This is a genomic window from Kitasatospora sp. NPDC017646, assembly GCF_044329365.1.
In the GTDB taxonomy this organism is placed as follows: domain Bacteria; phylum Actinomycetota; class Actinomycetes; order Streptomycetales; family Streptomycetaceae; genus Kitasatospora.
In genome coordinates this window covers 240957-262060 of the sequence record NZ_JBIRJC010000011.1, presented here as the reverse complement: position 1 = coordinate 262060, position 21104 = coordinate 240957, and the positions used below count along the sequence as shown (strand labels likewise).

The 21104-nt window shown below is 74.9% G+C and carries 17 protein-coding genes; 13 read left to right on the top strand and 4 right to left on the bottom strand.

Going from position 1 to position 21104, the window contains the following annotated elements; translation table 11 throughout:
• The first annotated feature begins 579 nt into the window (after positions 1-579).
• The gene (locus tag ACH4J0_RS20000; protein WP_396241843.1) at positions 580-1509 is read left to right on the top strand and encodes a tetratricopeptide repeat protein; all 930 of its coding nucleotides are present in this window, start codon (positions 580-582) and stop codon (positions 1507-1509) included.
• Positions 1510-1583: 74 nt separating this feature from the next.
• Here ACH4J0_RS20000 and ACH4J0_RS19995 read toward each other — a convergent pair whose 3' ends face one another.
• On the bottom strand, positions 1584-2954 hold the full coding sequence (locus ACH4J0_RS19995) for a DUF1015 family protein (RefSeq protein ID WP_396241820.1): 1371 nt from the start codon (positions 2952-2954) through the stop codon (positions 1584-1586).
• Between the two features lie 92 nt (positions 2955-3046).
• Between ACH4J0_RS19995 and ACH4J0_RS19990 the strand changes: the two genes are divergently transcribed.
• Both ACH4J0_RS19990 and ACH4J0_RS19985 read left to right on the top strand, forming a co-directional pair.
• Positions 3047-3640 (top strand): tetratricopeptide repeat protein, encoded by a 594-nt coding sequence (locus ACH4J0_RS19990; RefSeq protein WP_396241818.1) that lies wholly within the window; start codon positions 3047-3049, stop codon positions 3638-3640.
• Between the two features lie 55 nt (positions 3641-3695).
• On the top strand, positions 3696-4736 hold the full coding sequence (locus tag ACH4J0_RS19985; RefSeq protein WP_396241816.1) for an HAD-IIA family hydrolase: 1041 nt from the start codon (positions 3696-3698) through the stop codon (positions 4734-4736).
• Positions 4737-4752: 16 nt separating this feature from the next.
• Here the strand turns inward: ACH4J0_RS19985 and ACH4J0_RS19980 are convergent, their stop codons facing one another.
• Entirely contained in the window at positions 4753-5100 is a 348-nt protein-coding gene (locus ACH4J0_RS19980) for an SCP2 sterol-binding domain-containing protein (protein WP_396241813.1), read from the bottom strand.
• A 157-nt stretch (positions 5101-5257) separates the two neighbouring features.
• Between ACH4J0_RS19980 and ACH4J0_RS19975 the strand changes: the two genes are divergently transcribed.
• The 4 genes from ACH4J0_RS19975 (at position 5258) to ACH4J0_RS19960 (ending at position 8148) form a co-directional block, all read left to right on the top strand.
• Positions 5258-6115: a hypothetical protein gene (locus tag ACH4J0_RS19975; protein WP_396241811.1), complete on the top strand. Its 858-nt coding sequence runs from the start codon at positions 5258-5260 to the stop codon at positions 6113-6115.
• Positions 6099-6305 (top strand): hypothetical protein, encoded by a 207-nt coding sequence (locus ACH4J0_RS19970; RefSeq protein WP_396241809.1) that lies wholly within the window; start codon positions 6099-6101, stop codon positions 6303-6305. Before ACH4J0_RS19975 ends, ACH4J0_RS19970 begins: the two co-directional genes overlap by 17 nt.
• Positions 6306-6341: 36 nt before the next feature.
• A complete protein-coding gene (locus tag ACH4J0_RS19965) occupies positions 6342-7148 on the top strand; it encodes a TlyA family RNA methyltransferase (RefSeq protein ID WP_396241841.1) in 807 nt (268 codons plus the stop codon).
• 91 nt (positions 7149-7239) lie between these two features.
• Positions 7240-8148, top strand: coding sequence for an NAD kinase (locus tag ACH4J0_RS19960; RefSeq protein WP_396241807.1), 909 nt, complete (start codon positions 7240-7242; stop codon positions 8146-8148).
• Between the two features lie 21 nt (positions 8149-8169).
• On the opposite strand, the gene ACH4J0_RS19955 is transcribed toward ACH4J0_RS19960, so the two are convergent.
• Positions 8170-9684 carry a PLP-dependent aminotransferase family protein gene (locus tag ACH4J0_RS19955; RefSeq protein WP_396241805.1) on the bottom strand — a complete coding sequence of 505 codons (1515 nt, stop codon included), beginning with the start codon at positions 9682-9684 and terminating at the stop codon, positions 8170-8172.
• Between the two features lie 137 nt (positions 9685-9821).
• On the opposite strand from ACH4J0_RS19955, the gene ACH4J0_RS19950 reads away from it, so the two are divergent.
• From ACH4J0_RS19950 to ACH4J0_RS19940, 3 genes are all read left to right on the top strand, one after another.
• Entirely contained in the window at positions 9822-10511 is a 690-nt protein-coding gene (locus ACH4J0_RS19950; RefSeq protein WP_396241803.1) for a YitT family protein, read from the top strand.
• Positions 10512-10599: 88 nt separating this feature from the next.
• The gene (gene recN, locus ACH4J0_RS19945; protein WP_396241839.1) at positions 10600-12333 is read left to right on the top strand and encodes a DNA repair protein RecN; all 1734 of its coding nucleotides are present in this window, start codon (positions 10600-10602) and stop codon (positions 12331-12333) included.
• Positions 12334-12514: 181 nt separating this feature from the next.
• Positions 12515-13681, top strand: a complete 1167-nt coding sequence (locus tag ACH4J0_RS19940) for a glycosyltransferase family 4 protein (RefSeq protein ID WP_396241801.1) — start codon at positions 12515-12517, stop codon at positions 13679-13681.
• Between the two features lie 6 nt (positions 13682-13687).
• Here the strand turns inward: ACH4J0_RS19940 and ACH4J0_RS19935 are convergent, their stop codons facing one another.
• Positions 13688-15682 (bottom strand): glycoside hydrolase family 15 protein, encoded by a 1995-nt coding sequence (locus tag ACH4J0_RS19935; RefSeq protein ID WP_396241799.1) that lies wholly within the window; start codon positions 15680-15682, stop codon positions 13688-13690.
• A 718-nt stretch (positions 15683-16400) separates the two neighbouring features.
• On the opposite strand from ACH4J0_RS19935, the gene ACH4J0_RS19930 reads away from it, so the two are divergent.
• From ACH4J0_RS19930 to ACH4J0_RS19920, 3 genes are all read left to right on the top strand, one after another.
• Positions 16401-18080 (top strand): CTP synthase, encoded by a 1680-nt coding sequence (locus tag ACH4J0_RS19930; protein WP_396241797.1) that lies wholly within the window; start codon positions 16401-16403, stop codon positions 18078-18080.
• 106 nt (positions 18081-18186) lie between these two features.
• Entirely contained in the window at positions 18187-18834 is a 648-nt protein-coding gene (locus ACH4J0_RS19925; RefSeq protein WP_396241795.1) for an NUDIX domain-containing protein, read from the top strand.
• A gap of 197 nt (positions 18835-19031) precedes the next feature.
• Positions 19032-21089 (top strand): tetratricopeptide repeat protein, encoded by a 2058-nt coding sequence (locus tag ACH4J0_RS19920; RefSeq protein WP_396241793.1) that lies wholly within the window; start codon positions 19032-19034, stop codon positions 21087-21089.
• Positions 21090-21104 lie beyond the last annotated feature (15 nt).

Below are 21104 nucleotides of genomic sequence, written 5' to 3'. Positions count from 1 at the left end.
CGCGATGACCGTGGTGGCGAGCGCGGTGGTTTCCGTCGTGATGACCGTCCGCAGGGTGGTGGCTTCCGTCGGGACGACCGCCCCCAGGGTGGCTTCAACCGCGACCGTGACGACCGCGGCGGCGAGCGCGGGGGCTTCCGTCGCGATGACCGTCCGCAGGGTGGTGGCTTCCGCCGCGATGACCGCCCGAGCGGTTTCCGTCGCGATGACCGTGACGACCGTCCGCGTCGTGACGATCGCCCGTCCTACCGCGAGCGCGATGACCGTGGTGGCGAGCGCGGTGGTTTCCGTCGTGATGACCGTCCGCAGGGTGGTGGCTTCCGTCGGGACGACCGCCCCCAGGGTGGCTTCAACCGCGACCGTGACGACCGCGGCGGCGAGCGCGGGGGCTTCCGCCGCGATGACCGTCCGCAGGGTGGTGGCTTCCGCCGCGACGACCGGGGCGGCGACCGCGGTGGTTTCCGCCGTGACGACCGCCAGGGCGGCTTCCGTGGCGGGGACCGTCGGGACGACCGTGGCGGCGACCGGGACCGTCGGGACTACGACGACCGTCGCGGCAACTACGAGCCGGTCAAGCGCCTGCCGATCCCGGAGGACGTCACCGGCTTCGAGCTGGACGCGGACGTGCGCCAGGAGCTCAAGAGCCTGCCCAAGACCCTCGCGGACGACGTCGCCCGCAACCTGGTGATGGTGGCCCGCCTGCTCGACGGCGAGCCGGAGGAGGCCTACCAGTACTCGCGCGTCGCGCTGCGGCTGGCGTCCCGCGTGGCCGCCGTCCGCGAAGCGGCCGGGTTCGCCTCGTACATGACGCAGCGGTACTCCGAGGCGCTGACCGAGTTCCGCGCCGCCCGTCGGATGACCGGCCGTGCCGACCTGTGGCCCGTGATGGCCGACTGCGAGCGCGGTCTGGGCCGTCCGGAGCGGGCGCTGGCGATGGCCGGTGAGCCCGAGGTGAAGCAGCTGGACAAGGCCGGCCAGGTCGAGATGCGCCTGGTGGCGGCCGGTGCCCGCAGCGACATGGAGCAGTTCGACGCCGCCGTCGTCACCCTGCAGAGCCCGGAGCTGGCCTCCAGCGCCGTGCACCCGTGGACCGCTCGCCTGCGGTACGCCTACGCCGAGGCGCTGATCGCGGCCGGCCGTGGCGACGAGGCCCGTGACTGGTTCGCCAAGGCGGCCGAGGCCGACACCGACGGTTCGACCAACGCCTCGGAGCGCCTGGCCGAGATCGACGGCGTGGAGTTCACCGACGCGCTCGACCCGGAGCTGGTCGAGGACGACGCCGAGCAGGCCGACGCCCCGGCGAAGAAGCGCGGCGCCGACAACGCCGACGACCGCGTGATCTTCGAGGACGAGGAGGACGTCGAGGAGTACTACGACGAGGACGACCTCGAGATCGACGAGGACTTCGACGGCGTGGTGCCCGAGCGGGTCGCGGAGGCCAAGGCGGCCGAGGTCGAGAAGGCCGAGAAGGCGGACAAGGACGAGGTCGAGGGCGACGCCCAGGCCTGAGTGCCCTGAAACGCCGTGAGGCCCTGCCGTTCCCCGGAGGAACGGCAGGGCCTCACGGCGTCCGGGGGCTCCCGCTACCCCAGCGGAAGACTGCGCAGCACCAGTCCGGTGGCCGGCTTCGGGCCGAACGAGGTGGACTTGCGCGGCATCGTGACGCCCTGTTCGGCCAGCCGCCGTACCACGCTCTCCCGGACCGGGTGGAGCAGGACCGCGGCGCCGCCGGTGCGGGCGGCCTCGCGCTCGGCGGCGGCGGCGGTGTGCAGGTAGCCGATGTCGTCGGGGCCGTCGGGGACGTGCCAGGTGTGGTCGAGCAGGGTGGCGTGCAGCACGGTGGCGTCCAGGTGGCGCCACTCCTCGGGCCGGTCGTGCGGCACGGTCGCGTCGAGCAGGGCCTCCTCGGGCTCGCTGAGCAGCCAGAAGACGCCGTCGCCACCGGTGAGGACGAAGCCGTTGCCGCCGTGCCTCTTCTGCTCGGCGAGCGCCTGGAGGGCGGCGGGCAGCGGGCCGGGGACCTCCTTGACCTTCCACTGGTCGCCGAGCTTCTCCAGGGCCTCGGCCACCGGCAGCCGGTACAGCACGCGGTGGATGGCGCGGACCCGCAGCGGGTAGCGGGCGGTGTCCACCAGCAGCACCATGCCGCGGTCCCACGGGCTGCGCGGCAGGTGGCGGTGCTCGCGCTGGAGCCGCAGGTACATCGCCCAGCGGTGGTGGCCGTCGGCGATCAGCGCCCGGCAGGTGGACAGGTCGCGGCTGATCTCGCCGAGCAGGGCGGGGTCGGTGACGGCCCACAGGCGGTGGTGGGTGCCGTCGCTGGTCGTGGTGGAGAGCAGCGGCGCGCCCTCGACCGTGCGCTCGATGACGCCGGAGGCGCCCCCGTTGCCCCGGTAGGTGAGCAGCAGCGGTTCGAGGTTGGCCCGGGTGGTGCGCATCAGCCCGACCCGGTCGGCGACCGGCCGGGGCATGACGTCCTCGTGGGGGAGGACGACGCCGACCTCGGGGCCGCTCACCGCCAGGGCGCCGATCAGGCCGCGCTGGAGCAGCTCGGGCGCGTCTTCGCCGGCGGGGACCCGCTGCTCGTAGACGTAGATCGCCGGTTCCGGGTCGGCGGCGAGGACGCCCTCGCGCTGCCAGCCGGCCAGCAGCCGGGCGGCGTGCCGGTACCTGGTGTCGCGGTCGGGGCGGTCGCCGGCGTCCTCGGGCTCCGGCCGGGGCAGGATCAGCCGGACCACGTTGTGCGGGTCGGCCGTCTCCAGGTCCAGTCGGCGTCCCGGGTCGACGACGTCGTACGGCGGGGACATCACCGAGGCCAGCGCGCCGACCCGGTCGGGGACGTAGCGCAGGCCACGGAAGGGGGACAGGGACAGGCCTGCGGTGGCGACGTGCCCGGGGTCACCGGGGCCGCCCACGGGAGTCTCGACTCCGTCTTCTGCACTGGGTGTGCTCATTCTGGGCATCGTAACCGGGTACGCGTTGTTGAGAGATCGGAACGTCCGTCCCGAGCGGTGGGGCGGGTGTGCGACCGAGGGCGAGGTACGGCATGGAGGACGGGCAGGAACGGGCCGACGGCGGCGTGCAGGGCGAGCAGCCCCCGACGGGGGGCGTCCCGGCGCAGGGGCGGCCCGGGGAGCCCGCGGGGGACGTCTACGACTGGTTCCGACGGGGCGCGAAGCTGCTGGCCGAGGGCCATCCGGCGGCGGCCGAGCAGCTGCTGGCCCGGGCGGCGGAGGCCGAGCCGCACTCGCGCAGCATCCGGGAGGCGCTGGCCCGGGCGCAGTTCGACGCCGGTTCGTACGCGGCGGCGCTGGAGAACTTCCGGGCCGTGGCGCTGGCCGATCCCTCGGACGACTACGCTCAGTTCGGGTGGGGCGTCGCGGCGGCCCGGACGGGGGACTTCGAGACCTCGGCCGAGCACCTGGCGCTGGCCGTGGCCATGCGTCCGGAGGCCGACCACTACCGGTCGGCGCTGCGGCAGACCAGGGCGACCCTGGCGGCCCGGGCCGGGGCGTTCGGCCCGCTGTTGCCCGGCGTACCCGCCGGCCGTGAGAGCCGGGGCCGGGAACCGGGCCTGCCGCGGCAGGTGGGGGGAGAGCCCGAGGGCGTCGACGACGACGCCCGACCGGGCGGGCAGTGACGAGCAGACGAACCGCAGTGCACCACGAGGCTGCGGTGGATGGGATTGGGCAGGCATGACCGAGACGGCCACCACCGCGCGACGGACCGCCCCCGGCGGGAGCGACCGCCCGCTGACCGAGGCGTACGACACGGCGCTGCTGGACCTGGACGGCGTGGTCTACGCCGGCCCGCACGCGATCGAGCACGCGGTGGACTCGCTGGCGGCGGCCCGTACCGCCGGGATGCGGCTCGCGTACGTGACCAACAACGCCTCCCGCCCGCCGCGGGTGGTCGCCGACCACCTGACCGAGCTGGGCGTGCCGGCCGAGCCGGCGGACGTCATCAATTCGGCGCAGGCGGCCGCCCGGGTGGTCGCCGAGAAGGTGCCCGCCGGGGCGAAGGTGCTGGTGGTGGGCGGCCTGGGGCTGGAGGAGGCGCTGGCCGAGCGCGGGCTGGTGGCGGTCCGCTCGATGGCCGAGGAGCCGCTCGCGGTGGTCCAGGGCTTCGACCCGTCGGTGGGCTGGCCGCAGCTGGCGGAGGCCGCGTACGCGGTGCGCGGCGGACTGCCGTGGGTCGCTTCCAACACCGACATGACGGTGCCGACGGCGCGCGGCATCGCGCCCGGCAACGGGACGCTGGTGGCGGCGGTGCGGGCGGCGGCCGGGGTGGAGCCGGAGGTGGCGGGCAAGCCGCTGCCGCCGATGCACCGGGAGACCGTGCTGCGGACCGGCGCCCGGCGGCCGCTGGTGGTCGGGGACCGGCTGGACACCGACATCGAGGGTGCGTTCAACGGCGGGGTGGACAGCCTGCTGGTGTTCACCGGCGTGACCACCCCGGCGCAGCTGCTGGCGGCGCCGGTCGAGCACCGGCCGACGTACCTGGCGGCCGACCTGCGCGGCCTGCTGGTCCCGCAGCCGGCGGTGACGGCGGCGGACGGCGGCTCCTCCTGCGGCGGCTGGACCGCGACGGCGGAGGGCGGCGTGCTGCGGCTGACCGGCTCCGGGGACCGCTGGGACGGCCTGCGGGCGCTGTGCGCGGCGGCCTGGACGGTGCTGGACGCGCCGGACGGCGGACCGGTGGACGGGCGGAAGGCGCTGGCCGAGCTCGGCTTCTGACCGCTCGGCGAGGGCCTCAGAGCAGGGTGCGCAGCCGCAGCAGGTCGCGCAGGCCGGCCTCCAGCCCGACCCGGCCGCTCGCCCAGGCGGCGGCGAAGTTGAGGTCGCCGCCGACCAGGGCGAGCAGGTCGTCGCTGGCCATGGTGAGCCGGATGGCGGCCTTCTCGGTGGGCTGACCGGGTGTGGTGACGACGTCCTGGATCCGGCCGTCGCGCAGCTGCCCGGTGAAGGTCAGGTCGAGGTCGGTGATCCGGCAGCTGAGCGAGCGGTCGAGGGCGGCGGCCTTGCGGACGTCGCCGGTGGAGTTCGTCATGTTCCGGCTGAGCTGTTCCAGTGCTTCCCGGCACTCTTCGGCGTTCGCCATGGCGGTCGCTCCATCCCCAGGTCACTACGGTGCTGACTGCCGGGCCACGGTACCTCAGGCGGGTTTTGGCGGTAGCGTCGTCAGTGGGGTGCCCGGAAACGCCCGGGTGCCGAGGGCGAAGGAGCGAGGCGCGCGCAGGCGCGGAGGAGGCACCCGGATGCTGCCGAGGACGGTGCGGGGAGCGGTGGCGACCGCCGCCGTGGTGGTGGAGGAGGTCGGCAAGCGGGTCGCCGAGACGGCGGCCGCGGTCCTGGAGAGGACCGGCGTCACCGTCTCGGAGGTCGAACGCAAGCTGGGCGGTCAGTTCCCGCCCTCGGCCAGGACGCTGCAGACCCTGGCGGGGGAGGCGGTCACCGCCGGGCGGGCCGGGGTGGACCTGGCCGTCGGGGTGGCGCGCAACGAGGTGGAGAAGGCCTTCGAGAAGGTCGGCGACCAGGTGACCAAGGTCGGCGTGGTGCTGGCGTACCTGGAGAGCAAGCTGCGTGAGGTCGAGGAGGAGCCGGCCGCGAAGAAGCCGGCCCCCGAGCCGCACGCGGCGCCGCACCGGGAGGACGAGCCGGCGCCGGCGCCCCGGGCGGACGACCTGTTCGGGCGCGGCTGGGAGTTCGAGGACGAGCCGGTGGCGACGGAGCCGGTCGTGTCCGAGCGGGTGGAGGTGGACGAGCCGGTCGAGGTCGATCCGCCGTTGTCCCCGGCGACGGAGGCCGCGGTGCGGAAGGCGGCGACCGAGGGGGCCGAGGAGTTCGTCGCCGAGGAGGAGACGGCGCCCGCGAAGAAGGCGGCACCGGCGAAGAAGGCGGCAGCGGCCAAGAAGGCGGCGCCCGCGAAGAAGGCAGCTGCCAAGAAGACCGCCGTCGCCAAGAAGGCGACCGTCAGGAAGACCGCCACCGGGCAGCCGGAGCAGCCGGAGCGGAACGGCGCCGAGCCCAAGGCGGCGGCCAAGCGCACGGCGACGAAGAAGACCACCGTCCGCAAGGCCACCAGCACGAAGAAGCCCGATGCCCGGGACGAGTGAGGGCGGTATCCGGGGGGAGACGGTCGAGCCGCTCGGCGTCGAACTGCTGCCCACCGGGCACCCCGGGGTGGACGCCGGGCTGGCCCGCCTGGAGGCTCTGGACGGGGTCCCGGCCGAGGCACACGTCGCGGTGTACGAAGATGTTCACCAGCGGCTCGCCGACACGCTGGCCGCGCTCGACCAGGAATGATCCGCAGGACCCGTAGGAGCTGAAGCACCAGTGGCAGTGGCACGACGCCGACTCGACGCGGAGCTGGTCCGCCGCAAGCTGGCCCGATCGCGTGAGCACGCGTCCGAGCTGATCGCGGCCGGTCGGGTGACCGTCGGCGGCACCACCGCGACCAAGCCGGCCACCCAGGTGGAGACCTCGGCGGCGGTCGTGGTGGCCAAGGACGAGAACGACCCCGACTACGTCTCGCGCGGCGGGCACAAGCTCGCCGGGGCGTTCGCGGCCTTCGTGCCGCAGGGCCTGGTGGTCGAGGGCCGCCGGGCGCTGGACGCGGGCGCCTCCACCGGTGGGTTCACGGACGTGCTGCTGCGGGCCGGGGCCGCCCACGTGCTGGCGGTGGACGTCGGCTACGGGCAGCTCGCCTGGTCGCTGCAGAGCGACGAGCGGGTCACGGTCATGGACCGCACCAACGTCCGCGAACTGACCCGGGAGATGATCGGCGGCACCCCCGTCGACCTGGTGGTCGGCGACCTGTCCTTCATCTCGCTGGGCCTGGTGCTGCCGGCGCTGGCCGGCTGCGCGGCCGAGGACGCGGACCTGGTGCTGATGGTCAAGCCGCAGTTCGAGATCGGCAAGGAGCGCCTCGGCAGCGGAGGGGTGGTGCGCAGCCCGGAGCTGCGTGCCGAGATGGTGCGCCGGGTGGCCGAGCAGGCGTGGGAGCTGGGGCTGGGCGTGCGCGCGGTCACCGCGAGTCCGCTGCCGGGGCCGTCCGGGAACGTCGAGTACTTCCTCTGGATGCGCCGGGACGCCCCCCGGCTGGACCCCGCGGAGGCGGACCGGGCCGTGGCGGAAGGGCCCCGGTAGGGTGCTCTGCGAGCGTCCGGCCCGTCATGCTGGGTGGCGCGGCCGCACCGGGCCAAGGGCGACCCGGCAGGCGTAGGGAGAGGGCAGCGGCATGAGCGATGAAGAACGTACGGTCTTCCTGATCGCGCACACCGGCCGGGAGGCGGCGCTGCGCAGCGTCGAGGGCCTGGTGCACGGGCTGCTGAAGGCGGGGCTCCGGATCAGGCTGCTGGAGGCCGAGGCGGTGGACCTCGACCTGCCGGAGGGGGTCGAGAAGGTCGCCGAGGGGCCGGGCGCGGCGGACGGCTGCGAGCTGATCCTGGTCGCCGGCGGCGACGGGACGCTGCTGCGCGGCGCGGAGTTGGCACGCTCGCACGGGCTGCCGATGCTGGGCATCAACCTCGGCCGTGTCGGCTTCCTGGCCGAGGCCGAGCGGGACGACCTGGCCGTGGTGGTCGAGCGGGTGGTCGACGCCGAGTACGAGGTCGAGGAGCGGATGACGCTCGACGTCATCGTCCGGACCAACGGCGATGTGGTGCACCAGGACTGGGCGTTGAACGAGGCGTCGATCGAGAAGGCGTCCCGGGAACGGATGTTGGAGGTGGTGACCGAGGTGGACGGCCGCCCGGTCTCCAACTTCGGCTGCGACGGGGTGGTTTGCGCGACGCCGACCGGCTCGACCGCGTACGCGTTCTCCGGTGGCGGGCCGGTGGTGTGGCCGGAGGTGGAGGCGCTGCTGATGGTGCCGATCTCCGCGCACGCGCTGTTCGCCCGGCCACTGGTGACCTCACCGGACTCGGTGCTGGCCGTCGAGGTGCAGCCCAAGACCCCGCACGGGGTGCTCTGGTGCGACGGGCGGCGTTCGGTCGAACTGCCCGCCGGGGCACGGGTGGAGGTGCGCCGGGGGCAGACGCCGGTACGGCTGGCCCGGCTGCACCGGGCGCCGTTCACCGACCGGCTGGTGGCCAAGTTCGCGCTCCCGGTGACGGGTTGGCGCGGGCGGTCGAACCAGTCCTGCTGATCCGATGGGTCTGACGCAGCGTCAGACCGCCAGCGCCTGGCCCTCGTCGGCCGGGCCCCACCGGCCGCCCGCCGTCGCGCGGGCGGCCACCGCGGCCAGCCGTTCGACGGCCGCGGGGACGGCCGCGGCGGGCACGGTGAGCGGCAGCCGGACGTGGTGTTCGAAGGCGCCGTCCGAGCCGAAACGGTTGCCGGCCGCGATCCGGACCCCGGCGGGTTCCCCTGCCCGGGCCAGCGCCGCGCCGGACACGCCGCCGGTGGAGACCCAGAGCGAGAGGCCGCCGGGCGGCAGCGGGAAGCCCCAGTCCGGCAGCTGATCGGAGAGAGCGGCGGCGAAGGCGTGGGCGGTGGCCCGCAGTCGGTCCAGCTGGTGGGCGCGGACGGCCCGCAGCGGCTCGCCCAGCAGTTCGGCGGCGATCAGCTGGTCGAGCACCGGGGTGCCGACGTCGCTGTAGACCCGCTCGGTGGCCAGCCGCCGGACGAGCGCGGGCGCGGCCCGGACCCAGCCGATCCGCAGGCCGCCCCAGAGCAGCTTGCCGGCCGAGCCGACGGTGACCACCTGTGCGGAGCGGTCCAGGGCCGCCATCGGACGCGGCAGCGGCATGGACTCCGGGACCCCCCAGCCGAGTTCGGCGGTGGTCTCGTCCACCAGCACGATGCTCCCGGCGGCCCGGGCGGCGGCCAGCAGCCGGCGGCGCTGCTCCTCGTCGATCAGCGTGCCGGTGGGGTTGTGGAAGTCCGGGATGACGTACGAGACCTTGGGGGCGGCGCCGCGCAGCACCCGCTGCCACTCCTCCAGGTCCCACTGGCACCCGTCCGCTCGCCCGTACCCGGAGGCGCCGTACGGGACCGGCACCAGGCGGGCCCCGGTGAGGCGCAGTGCCTGGAGGGTGTGGGCGTAGCTGGGGGCCTCGACGGCAACCCGGTCGCCGCGGCCGACCAGGACCCGCTGGACCAGGTGCAGGCCGCCCATCGCGCCGGTGGTGACCAGGATCTGGTCGGGGGTGGTGGGCAGTCCGCGCTCGGTGTAGCGGCGGGCGACGGCCTCGCGCAGCACCGGGACGCCGGTGGGGTAGTGGCCGTGCCCGGCGGCGTAGTGCGGCAGCAGTTCGACGGCTCGGGCGGCGGCCCGGCCGAACCAGGGTTCCGGGGCGGGCAGGGCGGCGACGCCGAGGTCCAGGATCCGCCCCTGCTCGTCCGGCGGGACGGGGTGCAGCGCGTCGCTGGGCGGCGGGGCGCCCTCGGGCAGCGAGGTCCAGCTGCCGGCGCCGCGGCGGCTGCGCAGGTAGCCGTCGCCGCGCAGGGTCTCGTACGCGGTGGCGACGGTGGTGCGGCTGAGGTCCAGGGCGGAGGCGAGTTCGCGCTCGGCGGGCAGCCGGGCGCCGACCGGCAGCCGGCCCTCGGTGACCAGCAGCCGGATCTGCCCGGCGAGGGTGCGGTACGCGGGGCGGCGCGCCGCGGCCGGTTCGGGGAGCCGGGCGGTGGCGAGAAGCCGGGCCAGTGCGGGCGGGGTGACGGTGGTGTGCCAGTCGGCCATGGTGCCCCTCGTTCAGTCCACTTGCTCGGGATTGGCCCTGTCGGGGGCTGCATTGGCCTGTTCATCATGGCAGGGCGGCCGTCGAGCCGCCACCGCCGGGGCCGCCCCGGGGTGCGGCACCACCCGCAGGAGCAACATTGGCCACCACGACCGCCGCCACGCCCACAGCCGTTCCGTCGCCCGCCCGGGCGGGCCTCGCCGTCCGGGTCCTCGGCGACACCCACGCGCTGGGCCGGCGCCTCCCGCAGCTGGCCGTCGGCCTCATCCTGTACGGGATGAGCATGGCGCTGATGCTCCGCTCCGGCCTCGGCCTCGACCCCTGGGACGTCTTCCACCAGGGCCTGCAACGGGTGCTCGGCCTCACCGTCGGCGCCTGGGTGACGATCTGCGGCGCCCTCGTCCTGCTGCTGTGGATCCCGCTGCGCCAGCGCCCCGGGGTGGGCACCGTCGCCAACGTGCTGATGATCGGTGCGGCGATGGACCTCACCCTGGGGCTGGTGGGCGCCCCGCACGGCCTGCCCGCCCGGGTGGCGTTGATGGCCGCCGCGGTGGTGCTCAACGGCCTGGCCTCGGGCCTCTACATCGGCGCGCGCCTGGGCCCCGGCCCGCGCGACGGCCTGATGACCGGCCTGCACCGGCGCACCGGGCGTTCGCTGCGGCTGATCCGCACCGGCATCGAGCTGACCGTGCTGGCCGCCGGACTCCTGCTCGGCGGCACCGCCGGGGTCGGCACGGTCGTGTACGCGCTGCTCATCGGCCCGCTGGTGCAGGTCTTCCTGCCGTGGTGCACGGTGCCCACCGCCGCCCAAACCTCCCGGAAGGGGTGAACTCGGCGGCCCCGAGTTGCCGCGCGCCGTTGCCGCTCGTCGCGCTCCGGGGGCGGAACCTCGTAAGGTCGTCTCCGTGTTGGACGAGATGCGGATACGGGATCTTGGGGTCATCGACGACGCGGTGGTGGAGCTGGCCCCCGGCTTCACCGCCGTGACCGGTGAGACCGGCGCCGGCAAGACCATGGTCGTGACCAGCCTCGGCCTGCTGCTCGGCGGGCGCGCCGACCCCGGCCTGGTACGGCACGGCGCCGGGCGCGCCGTGGTGGAGGGCCGGCTGGAACTGCCCGCCGACTCCCCGGTGGCGGCGCGCGCCGTCGAGGCCGGGGCCGAACTGGACGACGGCGCCCTGCTGGTCAGCCGCACCGTCTCCGCCGAGGGACGCTCCCGGGCGTACGTCGGCGGGCGGGCCGTCCCGGTCGGGCTGCTCACCGAGCTCGGCGAGGACCTGATCGCCGTGCACGGCCAGACCGACCAGCAGCGGCTGCTGCGCCCGGCCCGCCAGCGCGGCGCGCTGGACCGCTACGCGGGCGAGTCGGTGGCCGAGCCGCTGGCCCGGTACCGGGAGACCTACCGCGTCCTGCGCGAGGTCTCGGCCACCCTGGAGGAGCTGACCACCCGGGCCCGCGAGCGCGCCCAGGAGGCCGACCTGCTCCGCTTCGGCCTGGACGAGATCGCCGCCGCCGAGCCGGTGGCCGGCGAGGACGTCGAGCTGGCCGCCGAGGCCGAGCGGCTCGGCCACGCCGACGCGCTGTCCTCCGCGGCGACCCTCGCCCACACCGCCCTGGCCGGCGACCCGGCCGACCCGGAGGCGCTGGACGCGGGCACCCTGCTCGCCCAGTCCCGGCGCGCCCTGGACGCCGTGCGCCACCACGACGAGCGCCTCGCCGCGCTGGCCGACCGGCTGAACGAGGTCGGCTACCTGCTGGCCGACGTCGCCGGGGACCTGGCCGGCTACGCCGACGACCTGGACGCCGATCCGGTGCGACTGGCTGCGGTCGAGGACCGCCGGGCCGTGCTGGCCCAGCTGCTGCGCAAGTACGGGGGCGAGGAGAACACCCTCGCCGAGGTGATCGCCTGGGCCGAGGCCGGCTCCACCCGGCTCGCCGAACTCGACGGCGACGACGAGCGGATCGACCAGCTCGGCGCCCAGGAGACCGAGCTGCGGGCCGAGTTGGCCGAGCTGGCGGCGGAGGTGTCGGCCGCCCGGCAGGCCGCGGCCGGGCGCTTCGCCGAGGCCGTCTCCGCGGAACTCGCCGAACTGGCCATGCCCCACGCCCGGGTGACCTTCTCGATCACCCGGGTGGACGACCTGGCCGGGATCGAGGTGGACGGCCGCACCGTCGCGTACGGACCGCACGGCGTGGACGAGGTCGAGGTGCTGCTCGCCCCGCACCCCGGCGCCCAGCCGCGCCCGATCGCCAAGGGCGCCTCGGGCGGCGAGCTGTCCCGGGTGATGCTGGCCGTCGAGGTGGTCTTCGCGGGTGCCGACCCCGTCCCCACCTACCTGTTCGACGAGGTGGACGCGGGCGTCGGCGGTAAGGCTGCGGTCGAGATCGGCCGCCGACTGGCCAAACTGGCCGAAACGGCCCAGGTCGTGGTGGTCACCCACCTCCCGCAGGTCGCCGCGTTCGCGGACCGGCACCTGGTGGTCGAGAAGACCAACGACGGCACCGTGACCCGTTCCGGCGTCAAGGTGTTGAACGACGAGGAGCGGGTGCGCGAACTCTCCCGGATGCTGGCCGGCCTGGAGGACTCGGAGCTGGGCCGCGCCCACGCCGAGGAGCTGCTGGCCGCCGCCCGGGCCCCCCGCCACCGGTAGGGCGAGGACGGCGGCCCCCACCGCAGGACGACGGCGCGCCCCCCGTGGCGCCGACTGTCCAAGAGGGCCGCCGACCTGGCATGGTGGCGGCTGGACACTGGCTTTCCAGTCCCGAGCGCCGCCCGGCGGGCAACCCTCGCGAAGCGGCGCGCGAACCTGATCGAGTCGGATGCGAGACGACGTGGACCATTCCGCTGCCCGGGCCACCGCGGCCGCCCCGGAACCGGGGCAGCTGCACGTGGTACTCGTCCTGGCCGCCAGCACCGGCGGCATCGGTGCGCACGTGCGTTCCCTGGCGCAGGGCCTGGTCGCGCACGGGGTGATCGTGACGGTCTGCGCACCGGCCGGTACGGACGCGCTGTTCGGCTTCTCCCGCACGGGCGCGCGGTTCCACACGGTCGACATCACCCCCACCGCGGGCGCCCGCAGCGACGCCACCGCGATCGGCGAGCTGCGCCGGGCCTTCACCGGCGCGGACGTGGTGCACGCCCACGGGCTGCGGGCCGGGCTGCTGTCCGACCTCGCGCTGCGCACCGCCGGCCGCTTCCCGGGCCTGCGCCCGGAGACCCCGCTGGTGGTCACCTCGCACCACGCGCTGCTGACCACCGGCGTGGAGCGGCGCCTGCAACGGCTGATGGAGCGCCGGGTGGCGCGCGCCGCCGACCTCGTCCTCGGCGCCTCCTCCGACCTGGTCGCCCGGGCCCGCGAACTGGGCGCCACCGATGCCCGGCTGGGCCCGGTGGCCGCGCCGCCGATGCCCGAGGGCCGGCTCGGCCGGGCCGAGGCGCGCGCCGCGCTGCTCGGCGACGGCCCGGACCGCCCGCTGGTGCTGGCGGTCGGCCGGCTCGTCCCGCAGAAGGCCTTCGGACTGCTGCTGGACGCCACCGGCGAGCTGTCCGCGCTGGACCCGGAGCCGCTGCTGCTGCTCGCCGGGGACGGCCCGGAGGCGGGACGGCTGCGCGAGCGGGTGGCCGCCGAGAAGCTGCCGGTGCGGCTGCTCGGCCACCGCACCGACGTGCCCGACCTGTTGGCCGCCGCCGACGTGGTGGCGGTCTCCAGCCGCTGGGAGGCCCGTTCGCTGGTGGTCCAGGAGGCGATGCGGGCCGGCGTGCCGGTGGTCGCCACCGCCGTCGGCGGCATCCCCGAACTGGTCGGTGACGCCGCCGTACTGGTGGCGCCGGGCGACCCGGCGGCGCTCGGCCGGGCCGTGCGCGAGCTGCTGGCCGACCCGGCCCGCCGCGAGCGGCTGGTGGCGGCCGGCCGGCAGCAGGCCGAGACCTGGCCGGACGAGGCCGCCACCGTCGCCCAGGTGCTCAGCACCTACGACGAGCTGGTCCAGCGCGGCTGAGGTGTCTCAGACCGTCGCCTGCTCGACCCGGTCGGCGGCCGGGCCGTCCGGCTGGGCCGACAGGTAGGCGGCGCCGCAGGCGGTCAGCCGCAGGGCGGTGTCGATCAGCGGGACGTGGCTGAAGGCCTGCGGGAAGTTGCCGACCTGGCGCTTGAGCCGCGGGTCCCACTCCTCGGCGAGGAGCCCGAGGTCGTTGCGCAGCGACAGCAGCCGGTCGAACAGTTCGCGGGCCTCCTGCACCCGGCCGATCATGGCGAGGTCGTCGGCCAGCCAGAACGAGCAGGCCAGGAAGGCGCCCTCGTGGCCGGACAGCCCGTCGACGTTGTTCCCGGACTCGTCGTGGGTCGGGTAGCGCAGCACGAAGCCGTCCTCGGTGGACAGTTCGCGCTGGATCGCCTCGATGGTGCCGATCACCCGCTTGTCGTCCGGCGGGAGGAAGCCCACCTGGGGGATGAGCAACAGCGAGGCGTCCAGCTCCTGGCCGCCGTAGTACTGGGTGAAGGTGTTGCGCTCGGGGTCGTAGCCCTTCTCGCAGACGTCCCGGTGGATGGTGTCGCGCAGCTCGCGCCAGCGCTCCAGGTGGTCGTCGGCGGGGGCGTCCTCGGGGGTCTGCTCCAGCAGCTTGATGGTGCGGTCGACGGCGACCCAGGCCATCACCTTGGAGTGGACGAAGTGCCGGCGCGGGCCGCGGACTTCCCAGATGCCCTCGTCCGGGTTCTGCCAGTGGTCCTCCAGGTACTCGATCAGGCGCAGCTGGAGGTGGTGGGCGTGGTCGTTGCGGACCAGGCCGGTCATGTGGGCCAGGTGCAGGGCCTCCACCACCTCGCCGTAGACGTCGAGCTGGAGCTGCCCGGCGGCGCCGTTGCCGACCCGGACGGGCTGGGAGCCCTCGTAGCCGGGCAGCCAGTCCAGTGAGGTCTCGTTGAGCTCCCGCTCGCCGGCGATGCCGTACATGATCTGCAGGTTCTCCGGGTCCCCGGCGACGGCCCGCAGCAGCCACTCGCGCCAGGCCTTGGCCTCCTCGCGGTAGCCGGTGCGCAGCAGCGAGGAGAGGGTGATCGCGGCGTCGCGCAGCCAGGTGTAGCGGTAGTCCCAGTTGCGCTCGCCGCCGATGTCCTCGGGCAGGGAGGTGGTGGGGGCGGCGACGATGCCGCCGGTGGGGGCGTAGGTGAGCCCCTTGAGGGTGATCAGCGAGCGGATCACGGCCTCGCGGTAGGGGCCCTGGTAGGTGCACTGGTCGGCCCAGTCGTGCCAGAAGTCGGCGGTGGCGTCGAGCATCGCCTCGGCGTCCGGGACGGCCGGGGCGTCCAGGTGGGATGCCTGCCAGGTGAGGGCGAAGGCGATCCGCTCGCCGGCCCGGACGGTGAAGTCGGCGTAGGTGGTGAGGTCACGGCCGTAGGTCTCGGCCTCACCGTCCAGCCAGACCGAGTCGGGGCCGGCCATGGCGACGGTGCGGTGGCCGCCGTCGGCCTGCTCGACCCGGTGCACCCAGGGGACGATCCGGCCGTACGAGAACCGCATCCGCAGCGCGGAGCGCATCCGGACGGCGCCGGCCACGCCCTCGACGATCCGGATCACCTGGGGGACGGCGTCCCGGCCGGCCAGCGGGCGGGGCGGCATGAAGTCGATCACCCGGACGGTGCCGCCCTGGGCGTCCCACTCCTGCTCCAGGATCAGCGAGTCGCCCCGGTAGCGGCGACGGTCGGCGGGCAGGGCGGGGGCGGCGACGGTCGGCGGGGGCACGCGCAGGTCGCCCGGGGTGGCGATGCGGACGCGGCCGCTGGTGGGGGCCGCGGCGGCCGGGGCGGGGAGCTCGGTCACCACGGCCTCGGCCGGGCCGATCCGCCAGAAGCCGTGTTCATCGGTGCCGAGCAGGCCGGCGAACACGGCCGGCGAGTCGAAGCGGGGGAGGCAGAGCCAGTCCACCGCCCCGTCCCTGCTGACCAGGGCAGCGGTCTGCATGTCCCCGATGAGTGCGTAGTCCTCGATACGGCCGGCCACGTGGATCTCCAGTTCGCAATGTGGTCATGGCATCGGCGAACCAGGGAGCGAGCGGTCTGCGGGGCCGGAGGTTCACCCCGGGACGTCCGGCCCGCCGGGGGGTGGTGGTGGGCCTTGCTGGAGTGTCCGCGCGGGGCTCGGTCGAGCCCCTGTGGGTGGGTGGGGAGGAGCTGGATTACGGGGAGGTCCGGTCGCGCATCGGGGACCGGGAGTGTCCTGACGCTCCCACGCCCTCCGCGTGCTCGTGCTGTCGCGATGCGTCCGTGCAGCTTACGACGGACGAAAGGGGCGAAGCACGCGGGCGCAGCCTCGTGTGGCGCCGCAATTCGGCGGAAATGCCGTGCATCGCGGAGGCGCGGCGCAGGATGGTCCGGAAGGATCAGCTCCGGGTGGCCGTAACGGAGGGGCGGGCATGGCCCGACCGGAGCGCCGTGGCTGGCCCGGTCCGGCAGGTGGTGCGACCGGTGTGACTCGTGCGGCTCATGATGCGCCGGGGGTACGCCGGGCGTACGCTCCCGGAGTGCCGCGCGCGGGCCGAAAGGCGTCCCGGTCAGGTCACTGATACCCTGGTATCCCGTGGACCGGCGGGATCAAACGCCCCGGACCAGCCGAACCGACGACCCTACGAGCGCCGAGCACTCGCCGGCCTCGGTCGTCCGGCGAGCCGCGAGCCTCCCGCCCACGTCACCTTCGACACGCGACCCACGGGAGCCCCCTCTTGGCACAGCCCCATTCCGGCAAGGCAGCGAACGGCCGCGCCGTGACGACCAAGCACCTCTTCGTCACCGGGGGTGTCGCCTCTTCGCTCGGCAAGGGGCTGACCGCCTCCAGCCTCGGCGCGCTGCTCAAGGCCCGCGGCCTGCGCGTGACGATGCAGAAGCTGGACCCGTACCTCAACGTGGACCCGGGCACCATGAACCCGTTCCAGCACGGTGAGGTCTTCGTCACCGACGACGGCGCCGAGACCGACCTCGACATCGGTCACTACGAGCGCTTCCTCGACACCAACCTGCACGGCTCCGCGAACGTCACCACCGGCCAGGTGTACTCGACGGTCATCGCCAAGGAGCGCCGCGGCGAGTACCTGGGCGACACGGTCCAGGTCATCCCGCACATCACCAACGAGATCAAGTCCCGGATCCGCCGGATGGCGACCGAGGACGTCGACGTGGTGATCACCGAGGTCGGCGGCACCGTCGGTGACATCGAGTCGCTGCCGTTCCTGGAGGCCGTCCGCCAGGTCCGCCACGAGGTCGGCCGGGACAACGTGTTCTTCGTGCACGTCTCCCTGCTGCCGTACATCGGCCCCTCGGGCGAGCTCAAGACCAAGCCCACCCAGCACTCCGTCGCCGCGCTGCGCAACATCGGCATCCAGCCCGACGCGATCGTGCTGCGCGCCGACCGCGAGGTCCCGCAGGCGATCAAGCGCAAGATCTCGCTGATGTGCGACGTGGACGAGGAGGCCGTGGTCGCGGCCATCGACGCCAAGTCGATCTACGACATCCCCAAGGTGCTGCACGGCGAGGGCCTGGACGCCTACGTGGTGCGCCGCCTCGACCTGCCGTTCCGCGACGTGGACTGGACCACCTGGGACGACCTGCTGCGCCGCGTGCACGAGCCGCAGCACATCGTCAAGGTCGCCCTGGTCGGCAAGTACATCGACCTGCCGGACGCCTACCTGTCGGTGACCGAGGCGCTGCGCGCCGGCGGCTTCGCCAACAACGCCCGGGTCGAGATCAAGTGGGTCACCTCGGACGACTGCGAGACGGCCGAGGGCGCCCAGGCGCAGCTCGGCGACGTCGACGCGATCTGCATCCCGGGCGGGTTCGGCGACCGCGGCGTCAACGGCAAGGTCGGCGCCATCACCTACGCCCGGGAGAACAGGATCCCGCTGCTGGGCCTGTGCCTGGGCCTGCAGTGCGTGGTCATCGAGGCCGCCCGCAACCTGGCAGGCCTGCCCGAGGCCAACTCCACCGAGTTCGACGCCGCCGCCAAGCACCCGGTCGTCTCCACCATGGCCGAGCAGCTGGCCATCGTCGACGGCAAGGGCGACCTGGGCGGCACCATGCGCCTGGGCCTGTACCCGGCCAAGCTCGCCGAGGGCTCGATCGTCCGCGAGGTCTACGGCGGCGAGCAGTACGTCGAGGAGCGCCACCGCCACCGCTACGAGGTCAACAACGCCTACCGCGCGGACCTGGAGAAGACCGGCCTGCAGTTCTCCGGCCTCTCGCCCAAGGGCGACCTCGTCGAGTACGTCGAGTACCCGCGCGAGGTGCACCCGTATCTGGTGGCCACCCAGGCCCACCCGGAGCTGAAGTCCCGCCCGACCCGCCCGCACCCGCTGTTCGCGGGCCTGGTCAAGGCGGCCATCGAGATCAAGACCGCGACCGCCGAGTAGTCGTCCTCTCCTCGGCCCCGGTCGTTCACCCGACGGCGGCCCCGCGATTCCCGCGGGGCCGCCGTTCGGCGTTAGATTGTGTCGTACTGACGAAAAGGGGAGAGCGATGGACGAGCAGCGCGACGTGGTGATCGCCGACACGGCGGAGGAGTGGGAGGTCCGGGGCAGCGAGACACCGTTCCAGGGCAAGGTCACCGGTGTGCGCAGCGAGGAGGTCCGGATGCCCGACGGCAGCTGGGCCCGGCGCGACTACCAGACCCACCCCGGCTCGGTCTCCGTGCTCGCCCTGGACGACGAGCAGCGCGTGCTGGTGCTGCGCCAGTACCGCCACCCGGTCCGCCAGCGGCTGTGGGAGCTGCCGGCCGGCCTGCTCGACGTGCCCGGCGAGAACCCGTGGCACGCCGCCCAGCGCGAGCTGTACGAGGAGGCCCACTGCAAGGCCGACACCTGGCGGATCCTCGTCGACTACTACACCTCCCCGGGCGGCACCGACGAGGCGCTGCGGATGTTCCTGGCGACCGACCTGTCGGACGCCGACGGCGAGCGCTACGCGGCCGAGGGCGAGGAGCAGGAGATCGAGGTCGCCTGGGTGCCGGTGCCGGAACTGATCCGGCGGATCCACGCCGGCCAGCTGCACAACCCGACCCTGGTCACCGGCACCCTCGCCGTGCACGCCGCACTGACCTCCCCGGACGGCCTGGACGGGCTGCGCCGCCCGGACGCGCCGTGGCCGGCCCGGCCCTTCGAGGCCTGAGCGCCCCACCGGTCCCGGATGCGTTCGCGGGCGACCGGGCTTGATTCCTTGGGGTGATTTGCCGGTTCGTACGACCGGATGTCACCTCGGATCAGCCGGACGGTCGAACTACGCTTCGCAGACAGGGCGCCCGTCCCGGGCCGCCCGCTTTTTTGCGCCGGGCACTGAGCACGGGGACGACGTCGGGAGTGGCACGGGTGGCGAGGAAGACGGCGACGATGGACCCCGGCCCCGACGTGCCCTCGAGCGCCGTCCCGGGGCTCGAGCGGCTGCCGGCCGGACCCGCGCTGTTCGCCGGGCGGCGCGCCGAGCTGGCCGCGTTGCGGGCGGGCGCCACCCGTCGGGTCAGCGGCCGCTGCCCCGTCCTGGTGCTGGCCGGGCGGCCCGGCTCGGGCCGTACCGCGCTCGCCGCCCGCTACGCCCGGACCGTCGCCGCCGAGTACCCGGACGGCGTGCTGTTCACCCGGCTCTCCGCCCCGGACGGCGGGCGGGTGCCGCCCGGCCGGGCCGCCCGGCTGCTGCTGGAGCAGCTCGATCCGCAGGCCGCCGTGCCGCTGCCCGGGGTGGTCGAGGACGGGCGGGACGAGCCCGGCTGCGTGGCGCTGCGGGAGGCGCTGGCGGGGCTCAAGGTGCTGCTGGTGCTGGACGACGTTCGGGACGCCGGACAGGTGTGGCCGCTGATCGCCGACGAACCCGGCTGCCTGGTGATCGCCACCACGGCCGGGCCGCTCACCGGGATCGAGGACATCGACCCGGTGATCCTCGGCGGGCTGGACCGGCAGGCCTCCGCGGAACTGCTGGCCGACCTGGTGGGCGGCACCCGGATCTCCTGCGACCCGGTCGGCGCGGCCGACCTCGCCGAGGCCTGCGCCGCCCGGCCCGCCGCACTGCGGCTCATGGCGGGCTGGCTGCGCGGCGACCCCAAGATCGCGGTCACGGAGGCGGCACGCGCGCTCGACCGGGTGGTGGGGGAGCAGTCGGAGTCCGGGAATCCGGGGGAGGAAGGGGCCGGGTCCGCGACGGCCGGGAAGTCCGCCCGGTCGGCGCGGCAGAAGCCCCGGGAGAAGAAGGAGGAGGAGGGGAGGGCCGCTGGGGCCGCCCCCGCCGCCGAGTCGGCCGTGCCCGAACCGGCGGGCGATCCGGCGAGCTGGGTGAAGCCCGGGCCGGAGCCCGCGGAGCCGGTGCCCGTCCCCGACAACGACCCGCTGCTGGGCGCGTTCACCCTGCTGTACCGGGGGCTGTCCGCCGCCCAGGCGCGGATGCTGCGCACCCTCACCCTGGCCCCGGCGCAGACCGCCGACCCCCGCACCGCCTCCGCCCTGGTCGGCTGCCCGGTGCCGGAGGCCGCCGCGACGCTGGCCGCGCTCGCCGAGCGGGAGCTGCTCGGCGAGGAGGCGCCGGCCGTCGACGGCACCCCGCGCTACCGGGTGCCCGGGCGGCTCTACCCCCGGCTGGTCCGGCTGCGCGAGCAGGAGGACCGGCCCGCCGAGACCGAACTCGCCCGGGCCCGGCTGCTGGAGCGGCTGGTCCGGCTCACCGAGTCGGCCCGCGCCCTGCTCGACCCGGCCGACGGCGCGGCCCCCGACCCGCTGCCGGCCGCGCTGCGGCTGCGCTCGCCCGAGCACGCCCGCGACTGGCTGCTCGGCGAGCGGGAACTGCTGCTCGGCGCGGTGGCCGACGCGATCGGGCAGGGCGACCTGGACGGCTCGGCCGGCCGGCTGGTCACCGCGCTGCTGCGGGCGCTCCCGTTGACCGGCGCGGCCGCCCCCGCCGACCTCTACCGGCTGCACGAGCTGGTGCTCACCGTCGCCGAGCGCAAGGCCCGCCCCCGCCGGGCCTCGGCCGCACTGCTCAACCTGGGCGACCTCCAGGCGGCGGCGGGCCGCTGGGAGCAGGCCGCGGCGCACTACCGGTCCGCCCTGGAACACGCCCGTACGGTCGGGGACGAACCGCTCTGCGCCCGGGCCCTGGAGGGCGCGGCGGGCTGCCACCGGGCCCTCGGCGACGCGGTGCGCGCCGCCGACTGGTACGGGCGGGCGCTCGGCCTGCGGCAGTCGCTCGGGGACCACGCGGCGGAGGCCCGGCTGTTGGCCCGGGTGGCCGAGGCGCACACCGCCCAGCGCCGGTTCGACGAGGCCGACCGGGAGTACCGGGCCGCCCTCGCGGTGCTGCGCCGGATCGGCGACGAGCGGGGCCGGGAGGCCGTCGGGGCGGCTCTCGCGGACCTGCGGGAACGCGTCGACGGCGGGTGGTGAGGACGGTTTCGGAGG